Annotated in this window: 19 protein-coding genes and 1 tRNA gene; 2 read left to right on the forward strand and 18 right to left on the reverse strand. The window is 50.0% G+C overall.

What is annotated here, in order from left to right; all coding sequences use genetic code 11:
- The 12 genes from rplI to rpsF form a co-directional block, all read right to left on the reverse strand.
- A complete protein-coding gene (gene rplI / locus R50912_RS32785; RefSeq protein ID WP_039295840.1) occupies positions 1–447 on the reverse strand; it encodes a 50S ribosomal protein L9 in 447 nt (148 codons plus the stop codon).
- The gene (locus R50912_RS32790; protein WP_042241206.1) at positions 444–2,447 is read right to left on the reverse strand and encodes a DHH family phosphoesterase; all 2,004 of its coding nucleotides are present in this window, start codon (positions 2,445–2,447) and stop codon (positions 444–446) included. Before R50912_RS32790 ends, rplI begins: the two co-directional genes overlap by 4 nt.
- Before the next feature lie 11 nt (positions 2,448–2,458).
- Positions 2,459–3,376, reverse strand: a complete 918-nt coding sequence (locus tag R50912_RS32795; RefSeq protein ID WP_042241208.1) for a DUF2232 domain-containing protein — start codon at positions 3,374–3,376, stop codon at positions 2,459–2,461.
- 6 nt (positions 3,377–3,382) lie between these two features.
- Positions 3,383–3,685: a MazG-like family protein gene (locus R50912_RS32800; RefSeq protein ID WP_171717780.1), complete on the reverse strand. Its 303-nt coding sequence runs from the start codon at positions 3,683–3,685 to the stop codon at positions 3,383–3,385.
- 248 nt (positions 3,686–3,933) lie between these two features.
- Positions 3,934–4,359, reverse strand: a complete 426-nt coding sequence (locus R50912_RS32805; RefSeq protein ID WP_039295831.1) for a CBS domain-containing protein — start codon at positions 4,357–4,359, stop codon at positions 3,934–3,936.
- 189 nt (positions 4,360–4,548) lie between these two features.
- Positions 4,549–5,595 (reverse strand): LCP family protein, encoded by a 1,047-nt coding sequence (locus tag R50912_RS32810; protein WP_042241211.1) that lies wholly within the window; start codon positions 5,593–5,595, stop codon positions 4,549–4,551.
- Positions 5,596–5,990: 395 nt separating this feature from the next.
- A complete protein-coding gene (opp4A, locus tag R50912_RS32815) occupies positions 5,991–7,712 on the reverse strand; it encodes an oligopeptide ABC transporter substrate-binding protein (protein ID WP_042241215.1) in 1,722 nt (573 codons plus the stop codon).
- A 229-nt stretch (positions 7,713–7,941) separates the two neighbouring features.
- On the reverse strand, positions 7,942–9,915 hold the full coding sequence (locus R50912_RS32820) for an endonuclease MutS2 (RefSeq protein WP_042241218.1): 1,974 nt from the start codon (positions 9,913–9,915) through the stop codon (positions 7,942–7,944).
- Positions 9,916–10,372: 457 nt separating this feature from the next.
- Positions 10,373–10,606, reverse strand: coding sequence for a VOC family protein (locus R50912_RS32825; RefSeq protein WP_052416810.1), 234 nt, complete (start codon positions 10,604–10,606; stop codon positions 10,373–10,375).
- Between the two features lie 260 nt (positions 10,607–10,866).
- A complete protein-coding gene (gene rpsR / locus R50912_RS32830; RefSeq protein ID WP_036699837.1) occupies positions 10,867–11,139 on the reverse strand; it encodes a 30S ribosomal protein S18 in 273 nt (90 codons plus the stop codon).
- A gap of 21 nt (positions 11,140–11,160) precedes the next feature.
- Positions 11,161–11,670 (reverse strand): single-stranded DNA-binding protein, encoded by a 510-nt coding sequence (gene ssb, locus R50912_RS32835; protein ID WP_039295814.1) that lies wholly within the window; start codon positions 11,668–11,670, stop codon positions 11,161–11,163.
- Positions 11,671–11,718: 48 nt separating this feature from the next.
- Complete coding sequence (gene rpsF, locus R50912_RS32840; protein ID WP_038598251.1) at positions 11,719–12,003, reverse strand: 30S ribosomal protein S6; 285 nt, start codon at positions 12,001–12,003, stop codon at positions 11,719–11,721.
- A 287-nt stretch (positions 12,004–12,290) separates the two neighbouring features.
- On the opposite strand from rpsF, the gene R50912_RS32845 reads away from it, so the two are divergent.
- Positions 12,291–12,488 (forward strand): YjzC family protein, encoded by a 198-nt coding sequence (locus R50912_RS32845; protein WP_039295806.1) that lies wholly within the window; start codon positions 12,291–12,293, stop codon positions 12,486–12,488.
- A 346-nt stretch (positions 12,489–12,834) separates the two neighbouring features.
- Here the strand turns inward: R50912_RS32845 and R50912_RS32850 are convergent.
- The 4 genes from R50912_RS32850 to R50912_RS32865 all read right to left on the reverse strand — a co-directional run bounded on the left by R50912_RS32850 (position 12,835) and on the right by R50912_RS32865 (position 14,521).
- A tRNA-Ser gene (locus R50912_RS32850) sits at positions 12,835–12,925 on the reverse strand.
- A gap of 77 nt (positions 12,926–13,002) precedes the next feature.
- Positions 13,003–13,215, reverse strand: a complete 213-nt coding sequence (locus R50912_RS32855; RefSeq protein ID WP_042241221.1) for a DUF951 domain-containing protein — start codon at positions 13,213–13,215, stop codon at positions 13,003–13,005.
- Positions 13,215–14,255, reverse strand: a complete 1,041-nt coding sequence (locus R50912_RS32860) for a mechanosensitive ion channel family protein (protein WP_042241223.1) — start codon at positions 14,253–14,255, stop codon at positions 13,215–13,217. Before R50912_RS32860 ends, R50912_RS32855 begins: the two co-directional genes overlap by 1 nt.
- The gene (locus R50912_RS32865) at positions 14,252–14,521 is read right to left on the reverse strand and encodes a putative Se/S carrier protein (protein WP_042241225.1); all 270 of its coding nucleotides are present in this window, start codon (positions 14,519–14,521) and stop codon (positions 14,252–14,254) included. The genes R50912_RS32860 and R50912_RS32865 overlap by 4 nt, the downstream gene beginning before the upstream one ends.
- A gap of 105 nt (positions 14,522–14,626) precedes the next feature.
- On the opposite strand from R50912_RS32865, the gene yyaC reads away from it, so the two are divergent.
- Positions 14,627–15,235, forward strand: a complete 609-nt coding sequence (gene yyaC / locus R50912_RS32870; RefSeq protein ID WP_042241227.1) for a spore protease YyaC — start codon at positions 14,627–14,629, stop codon at positions 15,233–15,235.
- Here yyaC and R50912_RS32875 read toward each other — a convergent pair.
- Positions 15,207–15,707, reverse strand: a complete 501-nt coding sequence (locus R50912_RS32875; RefSeq protein ID WP_042241229.1) for a DUF4446 family protein — start codon at positions 15,705–15,707, stop codon at positions 15,207–15,209. The genes yyaC and R50912_RS32875 overlap by 29 nt on opposite strands.
- A gap of 128 nt (positions 15,708–15,835) precedes the next feature.
- On the reverse strand, positions 15,836–16,990 hold the full coding sequence (locus R50912_RS32880; RefSeq protein WP_042241230.1) for an aminotransferase class V-fold PLP-dependent enzyme: 1,155 nt from the start codon (positions 16,988–16,990) through the stop codon (positions 15,836–15,838).
- Positions 16,991–17,042 lie beyond the last annotated feature (52 nt).

Here is a 17,042-nt window from a genome sequence, read left to right on the forward strand (position 1 = left end):
CTACTCCTCCGTTACCTGCACCGTGAGGTTAGCCTTTACTTCAGTGTGCAGCTTCACTGTTACCTGGAACGTGCCTACATGGCGGATCGGATCGCTCAGCTCAATCTTGCGCTTGTCGATCACGATTCCCTGCGTAGCGGCCAGCGTTTCGCCGATCTGTTTGCTGGTGATTGCCCCGAACAGACGGCCGCCTTCGCCGGCTTTGGCCTTCAGCGTCAGGGTCAGCTCATCAATCTTCTTGCCGAGCTGAACAGCTTCCTCTTTCTCCTGGTCCTTACGGCGCTGTTCCGCTGCCGCCTGGTTCTCCAGCGTCTTCACATTGCCATCGGTAGCCGGACGAACCAGTCCGCGCGGCAGCAGGAAGTTGGCTGCATAACCTTCCGATACCTCTTTAACCTGCCCCTTCTTGCCTTGACCCTTAACATCCTTGATGAAAATGACCTTCATTCGAATAGCCCCTCTTTCGCTTCAATTTCGGCCAGTACTGCAAGCAGTCTGGCTTCTGCTTCCTTGCTGGTTCCTTCAAGCTGTACAGCCGCGTTGGACAGATGTCCGCCGCCGCCCAGCTTCTCCATAACCACTTGTACATTCATCCGCCCCAGTGACCGGGCACTGATGCCGATCAGTCCATCAGGCCGCTCACTGATCACGAATGAGGCAACCACATTGGTCATCCCCAGCAGCGTATCCGCCGTCTGGGCAATCAGCAGCTGTGGAATTTTCATTCCCGGCGCAGTAACCACCAGCGCGATATGATCGTATACCATCCGCGCATGCTTGATAATCTCCGCCTTGGAGATGTACTCCTGCAGATCCTCCTTCAGCATGCGCTGAATGAGAATCGTATCTGCCCCGATACGCCTCAGGAAGCCGGCTGCCTCGAAGGTCCGCGACCCGGTATGCAGTGCGAAATGCTTCGTATCAACCGTAATGCCCGCCAGCAGCATGGTAGCCTCCAGCGGACTGAGCTTGATCTTGTCGTGAATATACTGCAGCAGCTCGGTCACCAGCTCACAGGTTGAAGATGCATAAGGCTCCAGATACACGAGCACTGCATCATTGATGAACTCTTCTCCCCGGCGGTGATGATCTACTACGACGATCCGGCTGGCGTATTGCACCAGCCGCGGCTCCATGGTCATGGAAGCCTTATGTGTATCTACAACGATCAGCAGCGTATGCTCTGTCATGACCTGCAGCGCCTGCTCTGTCGTGATGAAGGTCTTGTATAGCGCTTCATCCTTACGGATCTGCTCCATCATGCGGGTAATGGACGGATTCGGCGTCTCCATTACAATACTGGCTTCCACGTTGTACATCTGTGCAGCCTTGAGCAGGCCGATTGCTGCACCTACAGCGTCGATATCAGGCACCCGGTGCCCCATAATCAGCACCCGGTCGCTCTCCTGCATCAAATCGCGCAGGGCATGGGCGATCACCCGTGCCCGTACCCTCGTCCGTTTCTCTGCGGCATTGCTCTTGCCGCCGTAAAAGGAGAGCCGCTGGCCCGCCTTCACAGCCGCCTGATCGCCGCCTCGGCCCAGTGCCATATCCAGACTCGACTGGGCAAGAGCTCCGAGCTCACTGGCCGATTCCGAGCCATAGGCAAGGCCTATGCTGAGCGTCATCGGCACCTTGAGATCAGCCGTCATCTCGCGGACCTCATCGAGTACAACGAACCGGCTCTCCTCCAGCGCCTGGAGACTGCGGTGATTCAGCAGCATCAGATACCGCTCTGAGGACAGGCGGCGCAGATAGACTTCAAACTGTTTGCTCCACTCCGTAATCTCGCTGGCTACCTTCGCGATCAGTGACGTGCGCTGCTGATCGTCCATTCCCTGGGCTGCTTCATCCAGATTGTCCATCATTACAATACCGATCGCCAGCTTTTCTTCCTCATACCGCTCACGCAGGACCACCAGCTCAGTGATATCGTAGAGATAGAGCAGACGTTCACTTGGAATCACCACCACCTGATAATAGCGGTCATCGACCGTGATCTCCTGGCGGTGATCCTTCAGCGCACCGTCTTTGGCAGGTTCGCGCTTCTGCGGTATATTCTTCAGAGAGGCAATGACATCAGGCATCAGCTCTTGCATATCTTCACCCACAAGAGTCTTGCGGGTGAAGATTTGGCTGGCATTGCGGTTATTCCACTCCACTGTACGGTCCTCACTGTACAGGATAATCCCTAAGGGAAGCATACTTACAGCCTCACCTTCCACCCGTTTAATGCGGAAGGAGAGGCCGTTAATATAATCTACAAGGTTGCGGCGGAACGACAGCTCGGCCTGCAGCATGGTGAAACACAATGTGCCGGCCAGAAAGAGGCTGGCAACACCGAGGACCCAGTTATAGATACTGACCACTATAATCAGGACCAGCAGCAGCAAGAACGCCCACACGGTATGATACCCGTGCCAGCGTCTTTGCAGAAATTTTGGCATGAGCTCTCACCCTATCGTTTCGATTTCTTCACAAGCTCCCGCAGCGGAAACGCCAGATCGACAACACCGATAATCCAGAATCCCGGCAGGACGATAACAGGTATCGCCAGCAGCAGCGCTACTATCTTGCTCCACTTCCGTTCATGTATCAGGAAGAAGAGGAAACCGATGGTTTGAATCTTGAATGCGATTTGCAGCAGCGGCAGCAGATTGGCCGAGACCATCAGCATGAAGCCGCTGTCCGCACCGCCGAAGAGCAGGCTGAGCACTACGCCGAGCAGATAATACCAGATGAAGGCTCTGGACAGTCTCCACTCCCGTGCAGGCTTCAGTCTTGGCACCGCGTATTCCATGCTGTTCAGAATCGGACGGACAATGGAATGCGTAATGACAGCTATGATGAATGCGCTGAGGATGAGCGTCATCGGAATAGCCTGGATGGTCATCCAGCTCATCATGCCAATCTGATCCGATGAGATAGTGATCTCGGAGAGCAGAGGATTGCTTGCCCCCATAGTGGCCAGCCAGTCCGTATAAGTCTGCAGAACATCGTATACATAATCGTACAAGTTAAACTGCAGGAACGTAGTGCTGATTAACAGAATCAGCAGGAATTCACCTAATACTGCGACCATACCGGCAATTAGCGTAGACATCGCAGAGGCGCGTTTCTTATACCGGCGTCCCATTACAAGGGCCGGTATCAGGAAATAAATGGATATCAATACGTAAAACGGTGTAATCAGGCCCACAATCAGCAGGACCGGCACTATATGCAGAATAAACTGCTTCGTGCTAAGCGTCGTAAAGAGCACAATGGCCGGGATAATCATAAAGAGCGTCGTGATAAGCAGCAATGGGGTGGACAGGGATAACAGCAGCAGCAGATAAGCTATGCTCCAAGCCACAGATGTCCAGCGAAATTTCAACAGTATTCACCTCTTACGCATATGTTCTTCTAGTGCAGATATATCCTGGTACCATTCTTCCAGCTGATGGCCTTCCTGCCTATGCTTCCTCAGCTTCTCCATCAGCAAGTCATCCAGTTCACGATAAGGGATACCAAGTCTGCGCCCCAATATATATGAGCTCATAATCAGGCTGGCCAGGCTGTCGCCTACACGGGCGGTACTGCCTTCCCACAACGCTTTGAATAACCGTGAGACTTGATCGATTACTTCAGTCTTTAACCACTCAATTACCTTGGCGCGTTTGGCCACGTCCAGGTCCTTCGGCACATTGGGCACGTCTCTCTACCTCCGGCAAAAAGCATTATTCTCCATTATAGCATAAATATTTCCGAGCCACACGGACGCCAGCCTCCCGGATCATCCGCATGGCGGAGCCTTACAACCGGGTGTGATTCATGGACTTTACAGGCATACCGGAAGGTATCCACAGCCTGCCTTTCAAAAAAGGCCCGCATTCCGTTACGCCGGAAATACAGGCCTTGGTTCCTTAAGCATTTGTCGCCATATGGATGAGGTTATAACGATTCCTGGGATTGTCGCGAGACAACCTTTTCGCAATATTCGATGATCTGACTCCGGCGCACAATACCAATGAACCGTTTCATGTCGTCAACTACAGGTACAAAGTTCTGTACTTTGGCCAGGTTAATCAAGTCCTCCATATCCGCATCAATGGATACCGGCAGATTGTTCATCCGCAGCGGTACATCCTTAAGCAGATATTTGGAAGCATTCTCAAAAGTAACGGCGCCGCCCGACTCCTTCATGTACCAGAGCAAATCACCTTCTGTGACTGTTCCGGCATATTCCCCGTTCCGGTTCAGAATCGGCACTGCGGTATAGCGGTGAAACTCCATCCGTTCCAAGGTCTGGCGCAGCGTCGAATCCAGTGTAACGCAAGCTACCTCCTGTTTCGGAAGTAAAAAAAACGCAATATTCATCTCTTGATCCTCCTCAAAGAGTTCCGAAGGAATGATGCTTTACCCTTCCGTGCTGCAAGGCCCACCGTAGTTATACGCCTGAGACAGCAATTCGTTCCACTTCATTATACCATGAAGACAATAAACAGCAGCCATTAACCTTGCGAATGGCTGCTGTTTTTATGCGGGACAGAAAGTACGTGTCCGCCCTTACTGGGCTGTAGCTGTAGCCGCAGGCTCCAGGGCATTCTCTGCTTTGCCTGGTTCAATTAGCTGGTCCACTGGTGTGCTGGCATTCATCCAGTTATCGATCATGGCCTTAGCTTCGCTCAGATCCTCTTCATCAACAATATCGTAATACACGCCATTGATGCGTTCGCCTTCGCCCATCACCGTGAAGCTGGAGATATCCATATCCTTGCCGCCCATGAATTTCTTGGCCAGACTGATAATCGTGGAAGGCTGTATGTCTGTTTTGAAATTATCACCCATAATATCCAGCAACTCCGGGATGTTGCCAATTTGGCTGATTGATAACATTTTATTCGCTACCACATCGATAAATACCTGCTGGCGTTTGGTCCGGTTGAAATCGCTATCCTCACGGTAACGGGTGTAGTTAAGCGCCTCTTCACCACTGTAATTCGACTTATTGGCCTTAATGGTGAATTTCTCATGATCTGCACCTTTGTTGACAATATCCTTCTTGATCGGCAGCGGAACACCGCCAATAGCGTCAACCGCATCCTTCAGGCCCTGGAAATTAATTGTGGCATAATATTGAATATCATGGCCAAGCAGTGCTTCCAGGGTATCTTTAGCCATTTGCTGGCCGCCAAAAGCATATGCGTGCGTGATTTTGTCCTTCTTATTGTCACCATGCCCGATAATTTCCGTGTACGTGTCACGGGGGATAGAGATCAGCAGAATCTTATAATCCTCCGGACGGATAACAGCATAGATCATTGTATCGGACCGGGCCACTTCATTGCCCCGCTGGTCTGTACCCAGGAGCATTAAAGAGAACGGGTCGCTTTTGAATACTACCGGGGCTGGTTTAACCGTTGTGGTAGTTGTACCGTTATTCTCCAACGGCTGGTAGGATTCTTCCGCCAGCTTGGTTTCCACCTGATCCGACAAAAAGAGGTCAAAGGCCAGCACCGCGAGCGGCTTCTGGAACAAAAATCCTCCAGCTACAATGACCAGGGCTACAATGAGTGCAATGTATCTTTTCTTCAATTTTTTTATTTTTTTCATAATTATAATTCCTTCTTTATGGTGGATTGTACATATGATTGCCGTGCTCTATTTACAATGCCTGCCTGAACTTTCAGACAGTCATGACTGGGCTCTTCTTGCTGCTATGCGCTGCCCTGCTTAAGGATATGGTTCCCCCTTTCCGGGATTCGGGTCGTTCCATTTGTAGAATAAACCTGGAAAACTGCTTTGACACATAAACAATATTTCTATTGTAATCACTTCACACCTAAAAAGAAACAACAAATAACGACAGCATCGGCGCGATAGCCGCTTGTATTCCTTAAAGTATATGACGCAAGAAAGTCCGTTTTGATGCTCATTTCCAAAAAATAAATAAAAAATGACGGTCCGCACTGCCTGCCTAGGCAACAGATCGGACCGTCATTATTTAACTAATCCATTTCCTTGATCCACCAGTTCTGCGGATCACGTATATTGCTGAGCGCATTCGTAGATACACCCTGGAGGCGTTCATTAATCGCGGTAATATTAGAGCGTTCGGAGAAAAAGATCATCGGAACCTCGTCATTAATCAGCTTCTGCCATTCATAATAAACCTCTTTGCGGAAATCCTGGTCGTAAGCTTTCAGGCTTACCCCGTCACGGATAAGTTCCTCGCTGCGCTTGGACGTCCACCGCGGATAATTCCACGAATCGGTTGCCCGCCATAAGCCCGAAGGATCTGGGTCGCTCGCCAGCCCCCATACACCGTTAAACAGCTCTACGGACGGATCATCGGACTCTACCGCTTCATAAAAGCTGTTCAGCTCCTTCAGGCTGCCGCCGTTTAACTGAACATCCAGGCCGACATCATGCCAGTTCTGCAGAATCGCTGCAGTACGCGCCTCTGCTGTTTTGCTGCCGGACATAGCGTCGTAATGAATCGTGAATTTCTTACCGCCTGGGTCCTCGCGGAGCCCGTCTCCGTCCGTATCGAGATATCCTGCCTCATCCAGCAAAGTTTTTGCCTTCTCCGGAAGATAAGCATAGGTATCTATTTCCTGGTCATCGATCTTAGCCCAGCTTGAGCTGGGAATAGGGGTCTCGATCAGTGTTCCCAGGCCATAGGAATATTTATCAATAATACCTTGTCGATCAATCGCATAATACATCGCTTTGCGGAGCCGCTTGTCCTGGAATTTTGGGTTATCCATCACCACTTGGCCGCTCTCTTCATCCCAGTGTCCGAACTTGAACCCTATATATTCATAAGACAGCCCCGGTGTCACTTTGATCTCCACATTGTTCAGCTGGCCTGCAGTCTGGTAGGCATCCCGCGGAAGGGTCCCGATATCAATGCTTCCGGCTTCAAGCAGTGCCGTCATGTCCTTGCTGTCAATGACCTTGTAGGATATTCCGTCCAGCAGAGCTTTCCCTTTATAATAATCATCGAACCGTATCATCTCGACACTCTCACCCGGCACAATAGCCTTAATCATGAAAGGACCGGTGCCAATAGGCTGCTTACGCACCTGATCACTGTCCAGCATATCCTTCACTGCGACTCCCTCAAAATACCTCTTGTTCATGGGATAGGCCCACAGATTATCGATCATGTTTGCCCGCGCTGTATTCATCGTAATGCGCAGCGTATACGGGTCCATCACCTTGAGTCCGGTGATTTCCTTAGCCTCCCCCAGGTGATAAGCTTCGGCTCCCTTAATCATTTCCACGCTATAATACCTGGAGCCTGGATAATCCGGGCTGGCGATGGTCTCCAGGGCAAATTTCCAATCCTCCACGGTCAGCTCATCGCCGTTGTGCCAGCGGACTCCGGGTTTGATGGTGAATGTAAATACCGTATGATCCTCAGATTCCTGCCAAGTGGCAATGTTAGGAGCCGTAGACAAGTCATCGTTGACTTTGAACATGGCTTCCGTAGTGAACTCCAGCACATTCGCATCGTCCTCCCCCTCAATAAAGGCCGGTTCGAAATTGCCCTGAAACGCAGATGAATATCCATATGTTACTGTCCCGCCTGCTATAGGTTCATCGGCTGTTTTGCTTAAGCGCGCCATGTAAGACTGGGCGCCCGGGCTTGGCCCGCTGCATGCAGACAACGCCACCGCAAGCATAAGCGGAAGCATTAGCCGGCCGATGATATATTTTGACATATATTTATTCCCTCCCGGGTTCCATCACGTGTTAATGTAAGCGGTTTCCACACTTAATTTTACTATAACTCTGATTGTTCAGCTCATGGACATTTGAATACACCACATAATAGAGGATAACCAATATTGGCTCTAAAGTGAAGCCTTTAATTTCTATTCGCTCTGCTGAAGCCCCCGTGAAATATGAAAAAAGCCTGCCCTGACGGGCAGACTCCTAGAGTAATCACACTTATTTCTCCTCCTCGGGATGTATGATGCTAAGGCCTTCAACATGCCTCTTCTGCATCAGTTTGCGCTTCTTGCGGGTATCCTTGCTCTCGAAAATAATATCAAAATCATAATCCTCGGGGTATAGCTCCTCTTTGGACAGGTATGGCTTCAACCGCTTATGGTTTACGGTTATTTTCTGTTTCTGGATCATCACTCCGACCATCCCCCGGCTGTCCTGCTTCATGTATACAATGCCATTACGCCCCAGGGTAGTGACGTAAACAGCATCTCCCACTTCAAAATCGGGCTTCGCCGCCGGCACGCTGTGCCCTGCATCAGCTGCATCATCCCGGTTTTGATCCGGATTGCCGCTCTTAGACGCAGCATTCCTCTTCTCAGCATCAGCAGCTCTTGAACTCTGTTCCTGTCTGTAAGGGCTATTCCACGGCTTCAGGCTGCCTCTATGCTCCTGCTGCTCGGCTACAAGCTGTTTGGCGCGCTCAATTACCGGTTTGTATATGCCAAGCTGCTCGGCTATCTGCAAGGCATAGCTCTCGCCCGCTTCACCAATCGTCAGCCAGTACAGCGGTTGGAGAGTCTCTTTATCAAATTCCATCCGTGCATTCTGGAATCCCGGTGAAGCCGCAGCAAATACCTTAAGTTCGTTGAAGTGAGTGGTTACCACAATATTAGCGCCTTTACGGTTCAGCTCCTCCAGAATAGCAATCGACAGTGCGAACCCTTCCCCGGGATCCGTACCTGCCGCCAGCTCATCAATCAGCAGCAGTACGCCTCTGCCGGCATCACTAAGCATTCCTTCTATACTCTTCATTTGTGCAGAGAAGGTACTGAGCGACTGCGTCAGACTCTGACCATCGCCAATTACGCTAATTACATTACTGAACACGGTAAAATCACTGCCCGGCGCAACCGGCACCAGCAGTCCGGATTGCGCCATCAACGACAGCAGGCCCAGCGTTTTGAGTACTACCGTTTTGCCGCCTGTATTGGGGCCGGTTACGATCAGAGATTTGTAGCCTTGACCAAACTCCAGACTGACCGGCACCATATCCTTGAGCAGAGGATGCCTGCCTCCATTCATCCGCAGGAAGCCGCGTTCATTCAGTGAGACAGTCCGGGCATTAAGAACCCTGGCATACTTCCCCTTGGCGAAGATGAAATCATAGGTGCCGGTTACTTCAATATTCAGCCGCAGAGCAGCCTGTTCCTGCTCTAGCAGCCCTGTCAGCATACTTAGGATGATTCCTTCCTCGCGGGCTTCATCAGCGGACAACAGCTCAATCTCTCCTTGAAGGGAGGCCACCTCGTCCGGCTCCACGAAGACAGTCTGCCCGCTGGTCGACTGATCAAGCACCGAGCCCTTGATTTGCTTGTGATACTCCCGTTTCACCGGGATCACATACCGGCCGCCGCGCATGCTGATCAGACTCTCCTGAAGGATGGACTTATGGCGCGACATAATACTCTCCAGCTTTCGGTGCAGACGATCCTTGGCCACAGCCAGCCGTTTGCGCACCCGCTCCAGTCCTTTACTGGCCTGATCGTCAATAACACCCAGCCGGATACAACGTTCGATCTCATCCCTGACAGAACTCAGCTCCTGCAGAGAAGCTCCGTAAGCAGCAATACGCGGTGCACTCTGCTCCTTGGAGGCCATATACTTACGCAGCTGTCCACAGCTGTGCAGGAATACGGATACTGCGGTGAAATCCTGCTCATTGTACAGATAACCCGTTCCAAGCAGTGACAGAACCCACTCAATGCCTTCCAGTGACGGAATGGGCACACTCGCCCCCCGCTCCAGCAGCTCTTTGGCTTCGTCCGCTTCATCCAGTGCGCGGTGTATAGCCGGCAGATAGGTCATCGGCACAAGCTCGCTCACATATCTTCTCCCTTCATAGGATACGGCATGGCGCATTAACTCCTGTTTGATTGTCTCGTATTCCAAGGTGTTCATACTCTGTAGATTCACTCTGATTCCTCCTTGTATAGATGCCTGTATTTCAGGCTTGCTCCCTAACGCAAAAAGGGCGAAGACCCGCCACTGTGGCAGTCTTCGCCCTCCTTTGAATGCTATTCTCCTCTTTGGCTTCAGAAACAGTCCCCACCCGCCGGATGAATACTCCTGAAAACAGAAAAAACCGTGCTGCAAAGAGCACGGTTAATCACAAAGAGAATAATAGCCGTAAAGAGGCCATCATGACGCTTCGCGTGTGTTCTTAACTAAATCATTCATTCTTACAGCCCGCGGCTAATCAGACATGCCCTCTGGACATAGTCTAACAAGACATGCTCCTGCAATGATTGGAGCACGCTGCGGCTTACTGCCGGAATGATATGAAGTTGCTTAGTTAAGAACGCTCACCAACATCAATATTTCCCCTTTAGTTATAGGATACCTGTAATTTACTACATCTGGAATCCGGTTGTCAATTGCCGGCAAAGCAATTCATTACCCATGTAATTCCGTTTTTACCGTCGGCAACCTGTCCATGAAGTGCGCCGAAGAAGGTTTTTTGCAGTTCTACCTTGACCTGCCCGCCCTCTGAGCTCAGTTTCTCATAAATCGCCCGCATCTCATCTTCATTGTCCAGCCCCAGAATAACACTTACATTCTCTGTCTTGGCACCTTTGCCGTAATCATCGGAACTTGCACTGATCACTGATCTTTGTTCATTCCTCCAAGTTGAATTTAAATGGACTAACCAGTCTTTCCTCCGTTAGCATATACAATTTTTCATATCTAAAAAATGGCCGGGCTGATCTTCGGATAGCTGCTGATATATAGCTGATACATATATTTAGGCAAAATAACCCCACAAAGTGGGGCATTAGCTTAGGCGATTATTCAGGCACTTTGCAGGGACTTCCCAACACTCAGAAAAAAAAGCAGCCGGCTTAGCCGGCTGCTTCATAAAACGTCCTATTCCGTTGTGTAAGGCAGCAGCGCGATTTGACGCGAGCGTTTTACAGCAATGGTCAGAGCGCGTTGGTATTTTGCACTTGTACCAGTTACACGACGCGGCAAAATCTTTCCGCGTTCGCTGATGAACTTCTTAAGAAGCTCAGTGTCTTTATAGTCAATGTGAGTAATCTTGTTCACAGTGAAGTAGCACACTTTTTTACGCTTGTTGCGTCCACCACGACGTGCCGGTCTTTTGTCGTTGTCCGCACCTTCTCTTGGTTTAAAAGCCATGTTCAGTTCAGTCCTTCCTTATTAAAATGGCAAATCATCGTCCGATATATCGATCGGTTTTCCATCGCCCGAAAAAGGATCTTGAGTATTGTTGTTACGCGAGAAATTATTGTTATTTCCGCGTGCACTGTTACCGCCGTTACCGCCGCCACCAAAGGCAGGCTCTTCGGGAGTACTTCCACCACTTGGTGCATTTCCGCCTTCACGGTTCTGCGAGGATTCCAGGAATCGGACATTATCAGCAATAACTTCAGTGACGTATACACGTTTACCTTCATTATTCTCGTAATTCCGTACTTGGATGCGTCCTTCTACGGCAGCCAGTCGTCCTTTGCGCAAGTAATTGGCACAGGTCTCAGCCAGCTGTCTCCAGGTTACTACCGGGATAAAGTCCGCTTCGCGTTCACCGTTCTGGCCCGTAAAGTTGCGGTCTACGGCAAGCGTAAACTGCGTTACGGCAACACCAGCGGGAGTATAACGAAGTTCCGGATCACGGGTCAACCGACCGATCAGAATGATACGGTTCAACAATTCAATCCCCTCCTTATAGCGCGATTCGTTACAAAGCTTGTCAATATCTTAGGCAACGTCGTTCGTAATGAGATAACGAATTACTTCGTCGGAAATCTTCATGAGACGTTCCAATTCGGTAACTACTGCAGGTTCTGCATTGAAGTTAACCAAAACATAAACGCCATCACGGAATTTCTTGATCTCATACGCAAGACGGCGTTTACCTTGCACATCGTGCTTTGTAATTTCTCCGCCGTTGGAGATGATGCCTTGGAATTTTTCGACTGCTGCTTGAACGGCTTCTTGTTCAATGTCAGGACGAATAATGTACATGACTTCATATTTGCGCATAATTTTCACCTCCTTATGGTCTGAGGCCCCTGATCACGTCAGGAGCAAGGAACGAGCACAAACATAGACTCGCACCAAATCAATATACCAAATCCCACTGATGAATGCAAGCTTTATTCATACGCACCAGATCATGGACTTGTATTCATCTTTCGGGGTCCCCGCAAAGCACCGGACTAATCGCTAAAGCTCGCCCCACTTTGTGGGGTTAATTTATGTACATGAAGATGTCTCTGCAAGGCCACAATATAACCGCTCCACCACTCTACAGAAGGAGGCTTCATACTATGGGCGAGAAAACAGAGTACGAAAAGGGCGATAAAGCCCCAAATCCGGGGGTTTATACAGAAGTAGGCGAAGCGCGCAGCTTCCATACCGAGATCCAGAATCCTAAGCGGATTGAAATGGAGAAGGGAGACACGTTTCCTGAGACCTCCAACCAGAACCGCAAGTGGAAAAAAGTCGAGAAAGCACGCGTGCATTAATTAATCAATTGCATGTATAAAACCTGTCTGGCTGCACATACTATACTCAGGCAGTACAAAAGAGAGGTGTGGTTCCGTTGAACGTCGTAGACGAACACAATCACAGGGATTCTGAATCAGCAACTATTGTAACCCGGGGAGAGTAAAGGCCGCTCCTAAAAAAAGCAGCCTGGCACAACCTGTTTCACTTTAGCGGCTACAGACAGAGATTTCCGAACATCATTGATGTGCTGCCTCTTGAAGAGAGACCTGCAAAGGTCTCTCTTTTTGTATGTCTTCATGCAGAAATAAAAAAACCTTCGTCACCTGAACGAAGGAATAGTAGTTAAAGTATATAATGCTGAAGTGGCGGAGAGGGTGGGATTCGAACCCACGCACGCTGTGACACGCCTAACTGATTTCGAGTCAGCCCCCTTGGGCCTCTTGGGTACCTCTCCGCAGCAAGAATTATTGTATCATGCCAAGGTTACAATTGCAAGCTTTTTGCACTACCGCTTTGCCTCCTGCAGCAAGCTTAATTGTTTTCTGCCCCGCCTTCAGCGGAACGAAGAACCTTCTTCATGTTTTTTTCAAATTTTGCACGGGGGATTAGGACGCTATGCTGACAGCCGGTACATTTAATCCGGATATCCATCCCCATACGGATAATCTCCATCTCGTTCGTTCCGCAGGGATGCGGCTTCTTCATCTGTACAATATCACCCAGCCCGAATACTTTACGTTCCATTATTCTTCTTCCCCTTCCTCTCCCTCTTGCGCAGCAGCTATCTGTCTTCTCGGACTTGCCGGCTGCTCCTCACGGGCTCTACGGGCGCTTCCAGAGAGTTCCTCCTCTTGAGCCGCTTCAGCCTCCCTCGCCTCCCTATCTGCCTGCACACGCGCCTCCTGCTCTGCCTTAGCTGCTTCCAAAGCGCTCTGCTGCTCCAGGGCCTGCTTAATATCACTCTGAATCTGCCGCTCTGCAGAATCCCTGGCGTTAGGCATGCAATTAGCCGCCACCCGGATCACATACTCCGAAGTACTCATCGACTGAATGCCCAGCACATTGGGGTAGTTAATTACACTGGGGTTCCGTTCCTCTATCCCCTTAAGTGCTTCTCCAATCAGTGCAAGAGTTGCTTCTAACCCCCGCTCTATTTTGACAGGCACATCCACCACCGCCAGAGCATTAGCCAGCGAATAATTCGTAACATTTACAATCGTGCCATTAGGTATGATATGCACTTCCCCTGTGGCACTCAGCAGCCGGGTCGTTCTCAGGCCAATCATTTCTACCGTACCTTTATAGGTTCCACTCTGGATGACATCGCCTACTGCAAATTGATCCTCGAAGATGATGAAGAAACCGGTAATTACATCTTTGACCAAACTTTGTGCGCCGAACCCTATCGCCAGCCCCACAACTCCGGCCCCGGCCAGCAGCGGTTTCAGATCGAATTGGAATACAGACAGAATCATCATAATCATGACAAAATTACAGATGAAGGCAACCACATTTTTCATAAGTCCGCCTACTGTTGAGAATCGGCGGTTATTCGCTAAGCGTCTTCCCCGCGTCTCCCTCTCCAGGGAACGGTCAATAACACCCGAGACTACTTTAATAATCACCCGGGTCACAAGAAAAAGCAGCAGAATCTGTACCCCGGAAAACAGCACGGTTGCCCACATATCTGCATTGGTTACCCATTCCCATATTCTATCCTTAAAGCGGACCACTTCGTCGACTGCCTGACCCGGTGTTGTCACTTCCAGCATCCAGTTATTCATCCTGCTTCTGCTCCTCCAACCTCCACATATCCTATACCATCACTTGATTTGGCAAAGATCCCGCGTATCTCTACATTCTGCTCCGCCACAATGACCCGCACCTCTTCCAATGCATTCCGGTAGAATTGGATCGACATGGCGCAACCGGCTGTAATCTCCTTGGGTGTAGGAAATATATCAATTTCAATCTCCGCATATTCCAGCAGCATCTCAGCGCGCAGCGCCTGCTGGGTCGAATCAAAGGCTATCAGCAGTTCATCCTCCACACTCCACGCCTCCCTCTGGGCTTTTCGTCCTATCTATTGCCGCCATAGTATAAAAAGCCACTTTCATCCATATACTAGGATCATCAGAACAGAAAGGAAGATCATATGAATTTCTCTTCTAAAGCTTCATCCCTGCAAGAACCATCCTGTTTAAAAATATCACATGCTGATCCCGATATCTATTCTGCGATTACCCACCGGCTTCTTTTTCACTTTTCACGCACACGTACAGATACACCAATTGTTATTGTCTGTGTAGGCACAGACCGCTCTACCGGCGATTCACTTGGACCGCTGGTCGGCACTGCGCTTGCCCGCTTCCATAGCCCCTTATTCCATCTCTACGGAACGCTGGACGATCCAGTTCATGCTGTTAACCTGGAGGAGACTCTCTCCCTGATTTATCAGAAGCACCCTAACCCGTTCATCATCGGAATCGATGCCTGTCTCGGCCAGTCAACAAGTGTTGGCTGCATCCAGGTCGTAGACGGCCCCCTCCGGCCGGGAGCAGGGGTCAACAAGCAGCTCCCTCCAGTAGGCGATATCCATTTGACTGGCATTGTGAATGTCGGCGGCTTCATGGAGTATTTTGTACTGCAGAATACGAGATTAAGCCTTGTAATGAGATTATCCGATATCATTGCTTCCAGCCTATACTCCGCACTTAAGCAATGGAACCTTCATGCTAGATCTGCTGCAGCGCGAGAGCAATGACTTCCTTCTCCTCTGGAGACAGAGGATACTGCGACTCTCCCTTTACAAGCGGCTTGGAGTATATATATGAGTTCTCGCGGTTGTGCAGGCTGCTCAGCACAATTCCGCTATGGTTGTCATCCAGAATGGCAAGCGAGAAGCTCAGATCATTGCCGCGCTCTCCGAAGGCATTATAGCGTTTCATGGCTACCTTTGACTTCATCCCCCGCATTTTGGCTTGTGCAGCTTCAATCATTGCCTTATGCTCACGCTGACCATCCTCCAGCATATCTCCCTGGTTCTTCAGGTTTACCAGCAGGCTCTCCAGATCCTCAATGCCATTGCCGGTCATCATTGCTTCATATCTGCGCCGCATCTTGCGGAGCTTGGCACCCTGAATGATCAGAACAATTGCCAGCAGAATAATTATCACTGCAAACCCCATAATGAACACCGACAGCTGTTCACTTATTACTTCATTTAATTCCGACATATATGGACCATCCTTTGTCTAAATATAAAAATTTACAGGTTTCACATGATAGCTTATCCATCTATTCCCCGACGAAACGGTACCGTCCTTTTAAAGGACACCAACACCATAGCCACTTGTTATCTTGTTCATGAAGCACCATACATTTCAGCCATCGCATCCAGCAATCTGTTAACGTCCTCTTCTGTCGAGCTTACACCAACACTCGCCCTAACCGCTCCACTCTCCAAAGTATCTGCGGCTTTATGAGCGAGCGGCGTACAGTGCATGCCTGCACGCACTGCAATGTTATATTCACGGTCCAGGCGATGGGCAATATCCGCTGACTCTTGTCCCTCCATTACAAACGCGACAATTCCGCTGCGCTGAATGCCCAGACCAGGGCCAAGAATCCGAATCCCCGGAATGAAGGCCAAGCCTTCCATCAGTCTCTGTGTCAGTTCCCACTCCTGCATATGAATCCGTTCCGTTCCCATTGCCAGAATTTCCTTCACACCCGCCAGCAGCCCAGCTACACCAACAGCGTTCTGAGTGCCCGCTTCATAGCGGTCAGGCCGTACCATGGGCTGATCACTATTCTCTGACTGGCTGCCTGTTCCGCCGTGCACCAGAGGCTCCAGATCTAAATATGGTGATATATACAGACCCCCGGTCCCTTGAGGTCCTAACAACCCCTTATGCCCCGGAAAAGCCAGCAAATCTATATTCATTGCCGGCACATTTATATCCAGTGAGCCCGCACTCTGAGCAGCATCCACCAGAAACACAGCTCCGTGTGATTTGGCCATATCGCCGATAATCCCAAGAGGAAGTATACTCCCGAGCAGATTGGAACTGTGATTACAAACCACCATTCTGGTATTGTGGCGGAACGATTGTTGAAGTTCTAGCAGATCAACCTGCCCCTCACCATCCACTTGTAAATAATCCACTTCAACACCTATTGTCCGGCGCAAATACTCTAAGGGCCTGCGTACAGAGTTATGTTCTGTCATCGTTGAAATCACATGATCCCCTGGTTGAAGTGTACCCTTAATAGCCATATTTAGCCCCATGGTGGTGTTATGGGTAAAGGCAATATTCTGAGCATTGGAGACCGCGAACAGTTGAGCAAGTAGTGCCCGTGCCCGCACCAGCACGCGGCCTGTACCTATCGCCAGCGAATGGTTACCACGTCCAGCATTTGCCCCTGAATGTTCCAGAGCCTCCATCATTGCAGCAGCCACTGCAGGCGGCTTTGGCCACGAGGTTGCTGCATGATCCAGATATACCAGTCTCTCCATCTCTTCACCCTCACTATTTTCCGTTTAAAAAACATATCCCTCCATATCCGTT

The sequence above is a fragment of the Paenibacillus sp. FSL R5-0912 genome (assembly GCF_000758605.1).
Taxonomy (GTDB): Bacteria; Bacillota; Bacilli; order Paenibacillales; family Paenibacillaceae; genus Paenibacillus_AQ.

Excerpts from the sequence above, each read along its gene's own strand:
- R50912_RS32860 (WP_042241223.1), bottom strand. The coding sequence starts at position 14,255 with ATGAATAACTGGATGCTGGAAGTGACAACACCGGGTCAGGCAGTCGAC.
- R50912_RS32880 (WP_042241230.1), bottom strand. The coding sequence starts at position 16,990 with ATGGAGAGACTGGTATATCTGGATCATGCAGCAACCTCGTGGCCAAAG.
- rpsR (WP_036699837.1), bottom strand. The coding sequence starts at position 11,139 with ATGGCTTTTAAACCAAGAGAAGGTGCGGACAACGACAAAAGACCGGCA.
- rplI (WP_039295840.1), bottom strand. The coding sequence starts at position 447 with ATGAAGGTCATTTTCATCAAGGATGTTAAGGGTCAAGGCAAGAAGGGG.
- R50912_RS32790 (WP_042241206.1), bottom strand. The coding sequence starts at position 2,447 with ATGCCAAAATTTCTGCAAAGACGCTGGCACGGGTATCATACCGTGTGG.
- R50912_RS32810 (WP_042241211.1), bottom strand. The coding sequence starts at position 5,595 with ATGAAAAAAATAAAAAAATTGAAGAAAAGATACATTGCACTCATTGTA.
- rpsF (WP_038598251.1), bottom strand. The coding sequence starts at position 12,003 with ATGCGCAAATATGAAGTCATGTACATTATTCGTCCTGACATTGAACAA.
- R50912_RS32845 (WP_039295806.1), top strand. The coding sequence starts at position 12,291 with ATGGGCGAGAAAACAGAGTACGAAAAGGGCGATAAAGCCCCAAATCCG.
- R50912_RS32875 (WP_042241229.1), bottom strand. The coding sequence starts at position 15,707 with ATGTCGGAATTAAATGAAGTAATAAGTGAACAGCTGTCGGTGTTCATT.
- opp4A (WP_042241215.1), bottom strand. The coding sequence starts at position 7,712 with ATGTCAAAATATATCATCGGCCGGCTAATGCTTCCGCTTATGCTTGCG.
- R50912_RS32855 (WP_042241221.1), bottom strand. The coding sequence starts at position 13,215 with ATGGAACGTAAAGTATTCGGGCTGGGTGATATTGTACAGATGAAGAAG.
- R50912_RS32805 (WP_039295831.1), bottom strand. The coding sequence starts at position 4,359 with ATGAATATTGCGTTTTTTTTACTTCCGAAACAGGAGGTAGCTTGCGTT.
- yyaC (WP_042241227.1), top strand. The coding sequence starts at position 14,627 with ATGAATTTCTCTTCTAAAGCTTCATCCCTGCAAGAACCATCCTGTTTA.